This window comes from Methylocystis sp. H4A, assembly GCF_015709545.1.
GTDB lineage: Bacteria > Pseudomonadota > Alphaproteobacteria > Rhizobiales > Beijerinckiaceae > Methylocystis > Methylocystis silviterrae.
The window spans coordinates 271,182-284,022 of sequence record NZ_JADNQY010000027.1; the positions used below are offsets into that span (position 1 = coordinate 271,182).

The 12,841-nt window shown below is 59.8% G+C and carries 15 protein-coding genes; 8 read left to right on the forward strand and 7 right to left on the reverse strand.

All coding sequences use genetic code 11. The features are described 5' to 3' along the window. The first annotated feature begins 41 nt into the window (after positions 1-41). Positions 42-371: an antibiotic biosynthesis monooxygenase gene (locus IYW40_RS15985; RefSeq protein WP_196401293.1), complete on the forward strand. Its 330-nt coding sequence runs from the start codon at positions 42-44 to the stop codon at positions 369-371. A 93-nt stretch (positions 372-464) separates the two neighbouring features. On the opposite strand, the gene IYW40_RS15990 is transcribed toward IYW40_RS15985, so the two are convergent. After that, the gene (locus IYW40_RS15990) at positions 465-1,439 is read right to left on the reverse strand and encodes a polysaccharide deacetylase family protein (RefSeq protein ID WP_246720845.1); all 975 of its coding nucleotides are present in this window, start codon (positions 1,437-1,439) and stop codon (positions 465-467) included. 71 nt (positions 1,440-1,510) lie between these two features. On the opposite strand from IYW40_RS15990, the gene mgtE reads away from it, so the two are divergent. The 4 genes from mgtE (at position 1,511) to IYW40_RS21925 (ending at position 4,965) form a co-directional block, all read left to right on the forward strand. After that, entirely contained in the window at positions 1,511-2,923 is a 1,413-nt protein-coding gene (gene mgtE / locus IYW40_RS15995) for a magnesium transporter (protein ID WP_196401295.1), read from the forward strand. Between the two features lie 53 nt (positions 2,924-2,976). Continuing rightward, a complete protein-coding gene (locus IYW40_RS16000) occupies positions 2,977-3,981 on the forward strand; it encodes a GH25 family lysozyme (RefSeq protein WP_196401296.1) in 1,005 nt (334 codons plus the stop codon). A gap of 140 nt (positions 3,982-4,121) precedes the next feature. Beyond that, complete coding sequence (rpmF, locus tag IYW40_RS16005; protein WP_196401297.1) at positions 4,122-4,310, forward strand: 50S ribosomal protein L32; 189 nt, start codon at positions 4,122-4,124, stop codon at positions 4,308-4,310. Between the two features lie 184 nt (positions 4,311-4,494). Further along, positions 4,495-4,965, forward strand: coding sequence for a hypothetical protein (locus IYW40_RS21925; RefSeq protein WP_246720846.1), 471 nt, complete (start codon positions 4,495-4,497; stop codon positions 4,963-4,965). Here IYW40_RS21925 and IYW40_RS16015 read toward each other — a convergent pair. Further along, a complete protein-coding gene (locus IYW40_RS16015) occupies positions 4,922-5,155 on the reverse strand; it encodes a hypothetical protein (protein ID WP_196401298.1) in 234 nt (77 codons plus the stop codon). The two genes, IYW40_RS21925 and IYW40_RS16015, sit on opposite strands and share 44 nt — an antisense overlap. A gap of 134 nt (positions 5,156-5,289) precedes the next feature. Between IYW40_RS16015 and IYW40_RS16020 the strand changes: the two genes are divergently transcribed. Next, a complete protein-coding gene (locus tag IYW40_RS16020; protein WP_196401299.1) occupies positions 5,290-6,000 on the forward strand; it encodes a DUF5343 domain-containing protein in 711 nt (236 codons plus the stop codon). A 438-nt stretch (positions 6,001-6,438) separates the two neighbouring features. Continuing rightward, entirely contained in the window at positions 6,439-7,242 is an 804-nt protein-coding gene (locus IYW40_RS16025) for a phosphoribosyltransferase (protein ID WP_196401300.1), read from the forward strand. A 157-nt stretch (positions 7,243-7,399) separates the two neighbouring features. Here the strand turns inward: IYW40_RS16025 and IYW40_RS16030 are convergent, their stop codons facing one another. Then, positions 7,400-8,326, reverse strand: a complete 927-nt coding sequence (locus tag IYW40_RS16030; protein WP_196401301.1) for an IS1595 family transposase — start codon at positions 8,324-8,326, stop codon at positions 7,400-7,402. A 100-nt stretch (positions 8,327-8,426) separates the two neighbouring features. Between IYW40_RS16030 and IYW40_RS16035 the strand changes: the two genes are divergently transcribed. Then, complete coding sequence (locus tag IYW40_RS16035; RefSeq protein ID WP_246720847.1) at positions 8,427-8,774, forward strand: hypothetical protein; 348 nt, start codon at positions 8,427-8,429, stop codon at positions 8,772-8,774. A 65-nt stretch (positions 8,775-8,839) separates the two neighbouring features. On the opposite strand, the gene IYW40_RS16040 is transcribed toward IYW40_RS16035, so the two are convergent. The 4 genes from IYW40_RS16040 to IYW40_RS16055 all read right to left on the reverse strand — a co-directional run bounded on the left by IYW40_RS16040 (position 8,840) and on the right by IYW40_RS16055 (position 12,823). Next, the gene (locus tag IYW40_RS16040) at positions 8,840-9,625 is read right to left on the reverse strand and encodes an SDR family oxidoreductase (protein WP_196401302.1); all 786 of its coding nucleotides are present in this window, start codon (positions 9,623-9,625) and stop codon (positions 8,840-8,842) included. After that, positions 9,622-10,125, reverse strand: coding sequence for a TerB family tellurite resistance protein (locus IYW40_RS16045; protein WP_196401303.1), 504 nt, complete (start codon positions 10,123-10,125; stop codon positions 9,622-9,624). Before IYW40_RS16045 ends, IYW40_RS16040 begins: the two co-directional genes overlap by 4 nt. A gap of 383 nt (positions 10,126-10,508) precedes the next feature. Further along, a complete protein-coding gene (locus IYW40_RS16050; RefSeq protein ID WP_246720848.1) occupies positions 10,509-11,279 on the reverse strand; it encodes a glycosyltransferase in 771 nt (256 codons plus the stop codon). 608 nt (positions 11,280-11,887) lie between these two features. Further along, entirely contained in the window at positions 11,888-12,823 is a 936-nt protein-coding gene (locus IYW40_RS16055; RefSeq protein WP_246720849.1) for an ATP-binding protein, read from the reverse strand. Positions 12,824-12,841 lie beyond the last annotated feature (18 nt).

The following is a 12,841-nucleotide window of genomic DNA, read 5'->3' on the forward strand; positions in this document are numbered from 1 at the left end:
CTCTCTGCTCGATGGTTCGGGCTGTGCTGGAAGGAGTTCCAATGGCTGACTCACCTCTATTCCGGATCGACAAGTTCGACGTTCCCGCCATTTCCCACGATGTCTTCATCGAGAAGCTGAAGGCATCTCACGCCGCGCTCGATCAAGCAGCGGGGCGCCGGCAGAATTACGTATTGGAGAAGGTGTCAGGTCCGGGCCGCTACAACATCGTGACCTTCGTGGAGTGGGAGAGCGAAGCCGCTTACGAGGCCGCTCGGGCGGCCGCCAGGGCTCGCCAAGAAGCCTCCGGGTTCGATCCGCAGTCCTTCTTTCAGCGGCTCAACGTCTCGGCCGACCTGGCAAACTATATTCGCCTCGACTTCAGGCTTTGAGATCCGCTGGCGGCGCAAAGGCGCTTGTAGCGCTCCGTCAACGCTTCCGGTTTCAGTAGATCTGGGAGCACCTGAGCGTTGCAGGCGGACGCTCTAAGGCTCGCCGGATTTCGGCGCCTCTTGCGCGCCGCCATGCTCATGCTCATGCTCGTTGGCCTGCGGCGCCTGCCTGGCCTTTGGCCCAAGCGTTTTGGCGATGATCGGCTCTGTCGTCGAGGTCCAGTCGGGACCGGCGGCGACGATCGGGGTCGGCGCGTCGCCCGGAACCATGTGGACAAGCGAATAGCCGCGCTTTTTCAGTTCGCGCAGGAATTCGGGCAGCATCTGCGCGGTGATCGCCTGCGAATCATGGAAGAGCACGATGCCTTTGCGGTTCTTTTCAAGCCGCGACAGCACGAGATCGAGTTCGGCCTTGGGCGTCATATGCGACCAGTCCGAAGCCCACAAATCCGAGCCGAAGATTGTGTAGCCGCGCGACGTGAGGTCGGCGACGAGCGCGGGCGTATCGGCGAAGCCGGGAAAGCGGAAGAAGGGCGCGGCCGCTGCGCCGAGCGCCTTGTTCACGGCGGTGATCCCTTTGTCGATGTCGGCCTTGGCGGCGTCCTCGCTCATGAGCCTCAGGGTCTTGTCCGGATGGCTGTAGGAATGGTGAGCGATGGTGTGGCCGTCCGCGGCGGCGCGCTTCACCAGAGCGGGCAGGCTTTCCGCATTCCGGCCGATCAGAAAGAAGGTCACGCGCGCGCATTCCTTGGCGAGCGCGTCGAGCACTTGCGGCGTGGGAGACGCCGGTCCGTCATCGAACGTCAGCACCACCTCATGATCGCGCAAATCGAGCGTGCGCGGATAGCTTTGCAGGCCGACCGCCGTTCCCTTGGAGCGGTCGACTTCGATGACGCGCGACACGCCAAGCGCGTCGGGTCCGCAGGTCCGTTCCACGGCGGCGGCGTAGGGCAGTGCGTTAAGAACGCCGGCAGCCGATAAAGCCGCCAGCAGCATGAGCCTGAACCGCAGGAGGGGAGCGGCGACGGGCGCTTCAGATCTTTTCAGCAGTAGAAAAATGGCGGTCATGACGGCTTGCCGGTTTGATTTCTCGCGCCCCCGGGTTAAGAGCGCGACCATAATATAGCGCGGGACCGCCTATGCCGCTCGATCATGAAGATACGGCGACCCCCGCCGAGGACTTCCGCGACGGCGGAGAGGCGTCTCTCAGCCGGGAATTCGTTCTGGATGTCGAAGGCGCGATCGTCCTGGGCGACGCGGAGCGCGTTCACGAGCTTGTCGGCGACTTGCATGAGGCGGACCTTGGCGCTCTGCTGGAGCTCTTAAGCCATGAGGCGCGACCGCGCCTCGTTGAGCTGATGGGCGCGGACTTCGATTTTACGGCCCTGATGGAGGTCGGCGAAGCGACCCGCGAGGACATCCTCGAGGAGCTCCCGGTCGAGACTCTCATCGAGGGCGTGCGCGAACTCGAAAGCGACGACGCCGTCGCCATTCTCGAAGGTCTGGAGCCGAAAGAACAGGCGGAGGTCCTCGATGCGCTCCCAGCGCAAGAGCGGATCGTCCTGCGCCGCTCGCTGGACTATCCCGAGGATTCCGCCGGGCGCCTGATGCAGACGACTTTTGTCGCCGCGCCCCCCTTCTGGACGGCGGGGCGCGTGCTCGATTTTTTTCGAGAGTGCGGCGAAGAGAATCTGCCCGAGAACTTCTTCGAAGTCTTCGTCGTCGATCCCGGCTACCGTCTGCTCGGAACCGTTTTCCTCGACGCTCTGGTGCGGGCCAAGCCAAGCGTGCGGCTCGATGAAATCATGCAGGAGGACCGGCGGCGGGTGAAGGCGACCGAGGACGGCGCCGAGGCGGCGCGGCTCTTCGAGCGCTACAACCTCGTTTCCGTCCCGGTTGTCGATGGATCCGAACGGCTCGTCGGCGTTCTCACCATCGACGATATCGTCGACGTCATCCAGGAGCAGGCCTCGGACGAAATCCTGGCGCTTGGCGGCGTGAACCCCGAAGAAGAGCTGACCGACAATTTCTGGTGGATCGTTCGGAGCCGCTTCACCTGGCTTTTCATCTATATGATTACCGTTTTCATCACCTCCTCCGTGCTCAAGAGCTTCCAGGCGCAGCTCGAACAGATGGTGGCGCTCGCCGTGCTCGGGCCGATCGTCGCGGGGCAGGGTGGAAGCTCCGCGACCCAGACTATGACGGTCGCGGTGCGGGCGCTCGCGACCAGGGAACTCACCAGCGCCAACGCTCTACGCATTATTTTCCGCGAATTGGCGATCGGCGCCGTCAATGGCGCGGCCTTCGGCCTGCTGACCGGGATCGTCGCCGCGACTTGGTTTCAAAATGTCGGCCTTGGACCGGTTATCGGTTTGGCGATGTTCACGAATCTGGTCGCCGGCGCGCTCGGTGGCGTTGTGGTGCCGCTCGTTTTCGACCGGCTGAAATTCGACCCCGCGGTCTCCTCGGGGCCCTTTGTGACGACGATCACTGACGTCGTCGGCTACAGCTCTTTCCTTACAATAGCCAGTTTGTGGTTCCATTTGGGCTGAGGCGCGTCGGCGCGTTTACGCTCCGTTACCGCCTGCGGGGATAATTTGGAGAAATGCGCTCGTTGAAATGTTTTTCCCTGCTTTCCTCGGCCCTCGTGTGCGCTGCATTCGCGGCGACGCTCGCGGGCTGCGGCAGCTCCTATGATCCGAGCTTCTCGCGCCGGCCGCGGTTCCAGACCAGCGCGCCGCTGATCAATCCCAAGCGCGACCCGAGCTTTCTCGCCTACGCCGTGCCGGAGACCGATCTGCACAAATTCCCGGCGACGCGCAGCGCCGAATTCGCTGTCCATGGCATCGACGTCTCGAAATATCAGGGGAATATCGACTGGGAGCAGGTGAAGGACTCGGGCGTCTCCTTCGCCTTCATCAAGGCCACGGAAGGCGGCGACCGGGTCGACTCGAAATTCGCCTACAATTGGGCGGCGGCGAAGGCCGCCGGCGTGCCGCGCGGCGCCTATCACTTCGTTTACTGGTGCCGCCGGCCGCATGAAGAGATTGGCAATTTCGCCAGCGTCGTGCCGAATGAGCCCGACGCGCTGCCGCCGGTGCTCGATGTCGAGGCGACGCCGACGTCGGGAACCTGCAAACGCACGCTCTACCGCGAGGAAGTGCTGCGCGACATGAAGGACATGCTCACGCAGATGGAGCGCCATTACGGCAAGAAGCCGATCATCTATTCCTCGGTCGACTTCTATCAGGCGATCCTGCACTCCGATGCGCTATCCGAATATCCGATCTGGGTCCGCTCGACGAAATACCATCCCAAAGTTCGCTACGGCGACCGCAACTGGACGTTCTGGCAGTATCGCTCGGACGGGCGCGTGCCGGGCATCACCGGCGCGGTAGACCAGAACACGTTCAATGGCTCGGCCGATCACTGGCGAAGCTGGCTCGCGCATCAGACCGGCCTGGCGGCGGCGCCGGTCGCCGCGCGGCCGGCCGACGATCGCGGCGGAAAGCAGCTCATCGAGGAAGATCCGGCGATGCTGTCGGGCGGCGAAAAGAACGCCTATGACAAGGCGGCGAGCGCTCCCGTCCCGCCGGCCGCCGTCCAATAGGCGGAAAGCCGCAGCGACCGATCGCCCTGGTAAAAGCCCATCGCCGGGGTAGCCATGGGGCGAGATTTCGCGTATAGGCCCAACGCCAGTTTCCGCCGCGCGGCGCTCCCGTCCGCGGCCTTCGTTTAGAGAGAGAATAAATGGCCGTTCCGAAAAGAAAAACGTCGCCGATGAAGCGAGGCTTTCGCCGCTCCGCCGACGCCCTCAAGGCGCCGACCTATATCGAGGACAAGGATTCCGGCGAACTGCGCCGGCCGCATCACGTCGACCTCAAGTCCGGCATGTATCGCGGCCGTCAGGTGCTGAAGCCGAAAGCCGTCGAGGAATAACCGCTCCGACATGTGAGGAAATGAAAGCGGGCCGCGAGGCTCGCTTTTTTGTTTTCGAACAGTCATATGGGGGTAGGATTTTATCATTTCCCGGCGGTCGGGGGTCGCTCCGGCCAGGCGAAGGTCTGGGCGTCTCCTGCAAAAGGCGTCCTTGCCGGGTAGGATCCTGCGGAGGAAAATCCTCGTGAATAGCGTTGATATAGCTATAGTCACTTTTTTTGCAACATTGCTTGCAGGTATATTTGGATTCTCTGTTACACTACGACTGAAAGAGAGCTGGCTTGATGGAATATCAAGGGATCAATTCAAAGCCGTGAGAAACATGATTGCTTCATTGCTTGCAGTATGTCTCGGCTTTTTATTGGTAACGGCAAAAAACAATTTTGATAAGAAGGTTGACGAGGTCAGAACGCAAGCGTCCAAGGTTGTTTTGTTGCATCGCGTGTTGGATTTGTTTGGCGACGAAGCCGACGAAGCGAGAACAAAAATCATGCGCACTCTGCAGGGTCAGATTGATCTATTGCAGGTCGCAAGCGGCAATAACATCGATCAAAAGGAGGCTTTTAAAAAGGGGATTATCCCCTTGAGACAAGTTGATGGGTCTGAGCCCCTCACCTCCAAAAATCCCTTTCCCCTAATTCCCATCGTTTTTTAAACTCGCGGTATATGTCCGCGTCGAAGTCAAAAACATCTTCTTCCGGGACGCCTACCGCCTCAGTCAGACCCATTTTGAGCCTTTCGGCGGAATTCGGATTCGCCACATAGACAAGGCCGCGCTCCATACCCACAGCCATCATAGCCACCGGCTCCGCAGCAAAAGCGCGGACCAAAACATTGCGAGACATGGTCAACCTCCTGTTTTTGCAACAGGAAACCGCGCAGGTTATACCGTCAACATTTTTTACGGCCTCAGGTGTGCCGCGAGTTGCGCATACGGTATGTTGGTGTTATATCGCTTCCACGACGGTAGGAGGCATCGATGTCTTTCGAAGACACGCAGACGAGGGGCCGGGTAGCCGCGCCATACATAGCATACCAGACGCTCAAGACCTTCATCGCTCCTTTGAAGGAGCATGTCGTCCCTAACCGTATCGACAAAAGCCTCCTCAGGAGCTTTTCGGGAGCGGTGCAGGGTCAACTAATGACTGCCCTCAAATTCCTTAAGCTGATGGAAGATGATGGGCGTCCGACAGACGCCCTTAAGAGTCTGGTTGCAGCGTATGGCACTGACGAATGGCAGGGGGCACTCTATACCGTTTTGGGGTCTTCATACCCTCAGATGTTTGTCCTTCCTCTTGCGTCCGTGTCCCCGTCTGAGTTTGGCGAGGCTTTCAAGAAGGCCTACCCATGCGAGGGCGAAACCTTGAGCAAAGGGGTTCGGTTCTTTTTGAACGCAGCCACAGAAGCGGGGGTTCATCTAAGCCCATTCCTGACCAAAGGGGCGAAACCGCGCGCGTCATCAGGTGGCAACGGGTCGAAACGGAAGACGCGGCAGGCCCCCGCGCGAGCGGCGCAGCAACCACAAGAGCAGCAACGTAGGGACGAGCAAAACGGTAGAGACGGGGCCGAGCGCGGAGTTGCCAGTCAATTGCTCGCAAAATTCCCGGAGTTCGACCCGAATTGGTCACCAGAGATTCAATCGAAATGGTTCGAGGGCTATCAGAAGCTTCTCGCCATGGGGAAAAAGTAACGCCCGCCTTTTGAGCGGGCGTCAAAGAGCTTCATGTGTTGAAGGCGAATTCTCTTGGCGGGGAAGGCCTCCAACACCGACTGATGAGGAAGGAGGTGCGCTATGTGGTTCATAGCCCGGACGTTACCGTAGGCCCGCAAGGGCCTACCCCACCATTCCCATCAAAAGCGGCAAACCCGAACCGCTTTTAGGTGGCCGGGCGCGAGCTCCAGTTAGCACCTAAGAGTCGCACGTCCTGCTGCCGTTTTCAAGGGGAACAACGCAGCAGGTGCAGCGATGGATAACTCGCGCGTCCCTGTCAGGGCCTACGACCGCACGCGGCTTGGGCGTCTTGAGCACGTTCGAACACATACGCGTGGTTGGCCAAGACAACTGAGTTTCACTTTTTGATAGAAATAGGGGGTGGAACGATTCGCCCCCTTCCCTCAGGTGATTTGCATGAGCAAGAAAGTTGCACGGTCGCCTTGGCCAGCACGATTCCCGAGCGTAATTGCTCAGACGTCCTATTGGACAATGAAGAATAACGCTTGCTACTCGCCCGCGAAGCGCGGAGCGAGCAGCGATTCAGCAATATCTCTAGTTATTGATTGCATAGATGACTCCGCAATGATTTCGATAAAGAGCGTTCTTGCCGGCAAAAAGCCAAGGATTGTTGCCGTTCACGCCGAAGAGCTTACGGGGCGGAACAAAATACCAATGGCTTACGGAGAGGTTCTGGCCGGGGTTTTGGGGTTGGACACGGACCCCGGTATTGTCCAAGCGTCCGTTGCAAACCACAGCCATGCGCCGTCCATTTACCATCGGTTCGCGTCGCCGCCAGCATTTGACGGTTACGTTGAAAAGAACGCAGAATACGTTATAATCGACGATACGTGCACAGCTGGTGGCACGTTGGCAAACCTCCGAGGGTTTATCGAAGAGCACGGCGGCACTGTTGTTCTGATGTCCGTTTTGGCGCTGAACGGCGTTGGCCGAAGCTACGACATAAGCCTGAGCCCAGGCACATTGTATCAACTCAGGAAGAAACATCCTCAGTTGAGCGAGTGGTGGAGGGAGGAGTTCGGTTATGGAATTGATTGTCTCACAGAAGGCGAAGCAGGGCATCTTCGAGCAGCCCCGTCATTTGACACCATCAGAAATCGCATCGCTGAGGCGAGACGCGATCTCGACGTCAATGGAAATGAAGGCGATTCTGCGGGAACGGCAGAGCCGGCAGAAGTGGTCTGTGGGCAGGCTTCTTAAGAACCCACCGGTTTATCGCGAAGCCGCGGAATGACGCGAATTACTCTAGCTGAGGCGATTGCCACAAGCCAGTTAGACGTGTTCATCAATCAAGAGGAAGCTCGGGGCGTCGGGCCTATCGATCGCGCAGCGTTCGATGACTTGGCGGCGGCGCTCGTTAAAGCGCCGCTATCAGAAGATCGAACATCGCGTTCCGCATCTGGCGGTGGTTCGAACGGAAAGAAAACTCGCCAAGGTAGCGGTCCATGTGCTTCGCGCTGATATGAATGTGAGTTGAAGCGACCGACTTCTTAAACAGTTTCCAGAAGCTCTCGACATTGTTCGTGTGATGCGTCGCGTCGTGGCGATAGTCGTAATAAGCCCATTCCTTCGCGCCGTGCTTCACCGCGCCATGCTTGTAACCGTCGCCGGTTAGTAAGCCGTAGCTGTATAGTTCGTCCGTCGAAACCGTCGCGCCCTTCTCGACATTCTCAAGAACGACGCCGCGCAGCGTCTCTTGCTTCACGTTCTCAATTACCTGCGTCGTGATCTTGCCGCCGCGCTCTTTGAGACCCATGACAATCGTCTTGCCCTCAGCGCCGCGACCGCGCTTGCCGGAACGCTTGCCGCCCACATAGGCTTCGTCAAGTTCGACGTGGCCTTTGAGCATTTCGAAGCCATCGGTCTTCGTCATCAGGTCGCGGATTTGCTGGCCGATGCGCCACGCGGTCTTATAGGTGACGCCGAGCGTCCGTTGCAGTTCCTTACCGCTCACGCCGTGGCGCGTCGCGATAAAGAGGTAGATCGCGTAAAACCACGTTTGCAGCGGCGTCCGGCTGTCTTGAAAGATCGTCCCCGCGCACGGATAGACATGATCGCCACAAGCGGCGCAGGCGAAGGCGCGGCGGCCCGTGATCTTATGAAAACTGCTCTCGACGCCGCATTTGCCGCAGACGTGGCGAAGGCCGTAGCGGACTTCCATAACGCGGATAAGGCAGGCGTCATCGTTCGGGAATGTCGCGAAAAAATCGCGGACTGAAAACGCTTGGACACTGCTTTCGCGTTGTCCGGCTTTCGATGGGCGGGTGCGCTTACGAGTCGTCATCTGCATAGCTCCAATGACGGGAACTATGCCATAACCTCATACTTGCGTCAAGGGGATAATCCCCTTTAAAAAAGCCAAGATCGATTCATTTCGCGAAGCAGTGCTCACTTTAGAAGCGAAAGATGAGAAAAAATCATGGGCGAAGACGGCCGCGCTTAATTTAACGCAAGAAATTTCCGGCATAAGATGGAAAATATATAACGACTTGAACGCCAATATACCGCTCGAGGTGGTCATATTCCTGATCGCTCTGCTCGTGACGGTTTTCTTTAATTTCGGTGTCATTTCGCACCATCATTGGACAGCGGCGCTTGGGCTTGTTACGGCGTCCATATGCGTCTCCGGGGCAATCTTTCTGCTGGTGGAGCTCGATCGGCCATTCCAGGGGTTTTTCACAGTTCCAACCGACCCACTGAAATCTGCAGTCGATATTATTAAGACTGGCTAGGTAAACAGAGGGCGGCCAGCAGAGCCGCGCCTTTGCCGTGGCCGGACAGATTTCGCCAGCGTTGATCAGCGCCGCCGCTGGGCGGACGCGAGCAGCGGCAGCAACAGCGCACGCGGCGTTACCGCCGAGGTCCAAACGAACATGCGGTTGATCCAGCCGGGAACGATCACGCGCTTGCCGGCCATCAGACCCGCGTAGCCCTGACGCGCGACTTCCGCCGCCGGCAGCATCGCGGGCTTCATCGCGCCCATCACACCCGAAAAATCCAAGCCGGCGCGCGACTGGAAGCCGGTCTGCACCGGACCGGGACACAGGCAGGCCACCTTCACCCCCAGCGGCTTCAATTCCTGCGACAGCGCTTCGCTGAAGGAGCGCACATAGGCCTTGGTGGCGTAATAGACGGCAAAGCCCGGTCCCGGCATGAAGGCCGCGACCGAGGCGACGTTGAGGACGCCGCCCTTCGCCGCGACGATCGGCGGCAGAAAGCGCAAGGTCAGCGCGGTGAGCGCGCGCATGTTGAGATCGACGATCGCGAGCTGCTCGGCGGCGTCGAGCTCGATCGCGCGGCCCAAGAGGCCAAATCCGGCGTTGTTGACCAGGAAGCGCGGCGTGAGGCCCGCCTCGCCCAGGAGTTCCGACAGCGTCTCAGCGGCGTCCTCAGTTGTAAGATCGAGTTCGATGGGGAGTGGGCGGACGCCGCCATTGGCGGCGATTTCGTCGGCTAGCGCCTCCAGCCGGTCGCCGCGACGGGCGACGAGCGCGAGCTCATGGCCGTTGGCGGCGAAGATGCGGGCAAGCGCCGCGCCGATGCCGTCGGACGCGCCGGTGATGACCGCGACGGGGCGCGTCACTGGCCGCCATCCTTGCTCGGCGACCAGGGGCCGGTTGGGGTCGGCGCGGCGGCGTCGCGGAACTCGCGGCGCAGCTCGACGCGCTCGCGCGTCGAAACGCCGAGCAATTCGGCGACGCGCCAGACCACATTCTCCTCGAATTCGTGAACGGCGCCGTCGGCATGCGCCATGTCCCAGAGCATGCCGACGATCTGCCGGCGCCCGTCCTCATCGAGCCGGCGCTTCAGCACGCTCGTAAAGCGATAGAGGTCGACGGCGTCGCGCTCGCTCTCCTGCGCGGAGTCGATCAATTCGGCCGCCGCGTCGCCTTGAAGGCCGAAGCGCGCCTCAACGAGCTGATGAATGCGCGCCCTTTCCTTATCGTCGAATTCGCCGTCGACCGAGGCGATATGGACGAGAAGGGCGGCGGCGGCGAGCTGATAGTCCGCGGCCTCAAAGGCCTTGGGCCGCTCGGCCTCGCCGGTGAGGTCGTTGATGAAGTTTTTCAGGGCGGAGAACATGGCGGCGGGTTACCGGGGGCGGAGTTGCGCTGCGATCCGTATAGATCATGGGGAGCGGGAAGGGTAGGCTGGAGGGTCGCCGATCCGGCCAATCTGCTGCTTATGACCCGTCTCGGCAGTGTTCGTCGTTCAGCTCGCCACGGCGACGATAGATCGCCCGAACTCGCGCGTCGAGGAGCACAATCTGTCGCCTTCCCTGAACTTGACCGAGCGCGGGAGCGAAGGATGGTCCAGGAAAGAAGTTCACCATTTTCGACGATCACAGGAAGCGCAAATCGATCTCGAAAGCGCGGACGCGCGCTTTCGAGCGGTCCAGCGATTGGTTTCAGGGATGTAGATTTGGGCGGCTGATCGGCGTTTCGCCGGCAAGTCGCGCGGCTTGATCAATCAGCTGGCGAATGGCGCCGAGCGGGATCAGTCGAGGCGCCGGTCGCTGTTTTTCTGTATCCAGCATCCAACGGCGTACGGGGATCGTCCACCATCAACTTGCATGCGACGTCCCCGAGCCGACGCGCAAAGCCTTCCAATGAGTATCTCTCTTCGTATAGCGCGCGCGTATCGCTCGCCACCGGAACGCTTCGTTCGCTCATGGCGCGACACTTGATCATGGCGGCGGCGAATTCGCTGGCGTCATTCGCAATATAGACGTTGCGAAGCCGTGACGGATCGATCTCCATGCCCCTGAACGCCTTCGACGTCGCGATGACCGGAAGTCCGCTGGACAGAGCTTCCACGGTCTTGATTGAAAGGCCGTGCCCTTCTCTTGTTGGGAGGAGAATGATAGCTGCGTCGGCGTAGGCGGCGTCTTTATCGGCTATCCTGCCGCGGAAAAGATTGCGATGTTTTTCATACAACGGCCTGTCACGCCTTTTCACGCCATCGGCGATGTCGCCAAAAATCGAAATCGACATTTCAGGAACATGCGGCACAATATATTTCAGAAACCATCGGACGCTGATGTAGTTGGCGGCGTTGTCGCCAGCGACAAAAATAGCCTGATCGCCATTGGGGGGGGGAGCCACGGGGGCTATCGACGGATAGATCAGTTTGTGACGAGATTGAGGCAGCAGCTCGCCGAACGTCGCATACTCTTCCGAATTCAAGTGAATGCATAGGTCGGCGCGCTCGATCCATTGGAGTTCGATCGCGAGCATGCTGTTGTAGCGAACCTGCGGCGGGATGCTAAACCCAGCGCGATTGCGTAGCTCGTACTGCCGCGCCTGAATGTCGTGAGTGTCTAGCACGACGGGAATGCGGCGCCTTTCGCGCAGTCTTTCGACGAAGGGCATTACGAAGAAATGGTTGGCGTGGATCAGGTCAATGGCGCCCGTATCGAGCGCTTCGGGCAGAGGCGCGCGCTTCACGAGCTCCACGAGCCAGGTTGCGTGGTCGCCATGGATCAAGGGCCACCAACCGTCCTTTAGGAGCGCTGTCTTGAAGAGGTCCGCGATCGTGGCGGATGATTCATATCTCTCGTCGTCGGCGAGGTCCTGACTATGCAAACGGTAGTTCTTCCAGCGCTCGCCGCGGCCGATCGAGGGCGTGACATCGTCCATAAGCGCAACGGAGAGCACGCGCGCTCCAAGTTTCTTATAGGCCTTTATTTGACTAGCGATGACCTGGTGCGTTCCGCAGGAATGCCATGCAGGATGCACGACTGCGACGGTTTTTCCCGATAGCGCGGCGCGGCCCGGAGCTGATTGGTGTATCGACATCCCGATGACCCCCTTTGGGTCTTCAAGGTCGGATTGCCTGGAGACATTTATTTGCTCAGTTTGTTTCGTTTTGTTTCGAGTTCAGCTTTGGCCAGCGACACCCTGGCGATCAGGCCGCCGCCGGTCCGCTCATCCAATGTGAGGCGTCCACCGTGAGCTTCCACGATCCCGCGGGCGATCGCCAAGCCTAGCCCGAAGCCAGCGTTTGCGTTCGCGGACGCGCCTACGTCCCCTCGCTCGAAGGGTTCCAGCATCAAATCCCTTTTTTCCTGGGGGATTCCCGGACCCCTGTCGGCGATCTCGACGACCGCTGCGTCATCGCTTTCCAGCAGCCGGATTTCAGGGCTCTCCCCGTATTTCACCGCATTGTCTATAAGATTGGAGAATGCGCGTTCGAGATTGTCCGGACTGCCCAAAACATTGACGTGATCGATTCCGTCGTAGCGCGCATTGGCGCCCACATCGACGAACTGATCGACAATCGCCTGCAGCAGGCTCGCCAGATCCAGCGCCACGACTTCCTGCTGTAAACCACCGCGCAGGTAGTCCAGGCAGCCGCCGACCATCGCCTCCATCTGGTCGAGGTCCCGCAGCAGTTTCGCTTTCGTTTCGCTGCTTTCAATGTATTCGGCGCGCAGACGCATGCGCGTGATTGGGGTCCGAAGATCGTGGCTGACCGACGTCAACATCCGCGTTCGCTGAGAGGCCATCTCGGCGATACGACGCTGCATGCGATTGAAGGCCCGCGTCGCCTTGCGGACCTCTTCGGGTCCTGTCTCGGCGAGCTGCGCCGGAACACTGTCGAGGCCGAAGGATTCGACGGCGTTCACGAAATTCGTCAGGGGACGCGTCAGCGACAGCGCGGCCCATAAGGAGAAGACGAACAAACTAATCGCGACGAAGCCGACGGGAATCATCGCGAACCCAGGAAATCGGGGAGGCCGGGTCGGAGCGTCGAGCAGGAATTGCTGACCGTCATGCAACGACCCGCTAAATCGCTT

Excerpts from the sequence above, each read along its gene's own strand:
- IYW40_RS15985 (WP_196401293.1), top strand. The coding sequence starts at position 42 with ATGGCTGACTCACCTCTATTCCGGATCGACAAGTTCGACGTTCCCGCC.
- IYW40_RS15990 (WP_246720845.1), bottom strand. The coding sequence starts at position 1,439 with ATGACCGCCATTTTTCTACTGCTGAAAAGATCTGAAGCGCCCGTCGCC.
- mgtE (WP_196401295.1), top strand. The coding sequence starts at position 1,511 with ATGCCGCTCGATCATGAAGATACGGCGACCCCCGCCGAGGACTTCCGC.
- IYW40_RS16000 (WP_196401296.1), top strand. The coding sequence starts at position 2,977 with ATGCGCTCGTTGAAATGTTTTTCCCTGCTTTCCTCGGCCCTCGTGTGC.
- rpmF (WP_196401297.1), top strand. The coding sequence starts at position 4,122 with ATGGCCGTTCCGAAAAGAAAAACGTCGCCGATGAAGCGAGGCTTTCGC.
- IYW40_RS16015 (WP_196401298.1), bottom strand. The coding sequence starts at position 5,155 with ATGTCTCGCAATGTTTTGGTCCGCGCTTTTGCTGCGGAGCCGGTGGCT.
- IYW40_RS16020 (WP_196401299.1), top strand. The coding sequence starts at position 5,290 with ATGTCTTTCGAAGACACGCAGACGAGGGGCCGGGTAGCCGCGCCATAC.
- IYW40_RS16025 (WP_196401300.1), top strand. The coding sequence starts at position 6,439 with ATGAGCAAGAAAGTTGCACGGTCGCCTTGGCCAGCACGATTCCCGAGC.
- IYW40_RS16030 (WP_196401301.1), bottom strand. The coding sequence starts at position 8,326 with ATGACGACTCGTAAGCGCACCCGCCCATCGAAAGCCGGACAACGCGAA.
- IYW40_RS16045 (WP_196401303.1), bottom strand. The coding sequence starts at position 10,125 with ATGTTCTCCGCCCTGAAAAACTTCATCAACGACCTCACCGGCGAGGCC.
- IYW40_RS16050 (WP_246720848.1), bottom strand. The coding sequence starts at position 11,279 with ATGCTCGCGATCGAACTCCAATGGATCGAGCGCGCCGACCTATGCATT.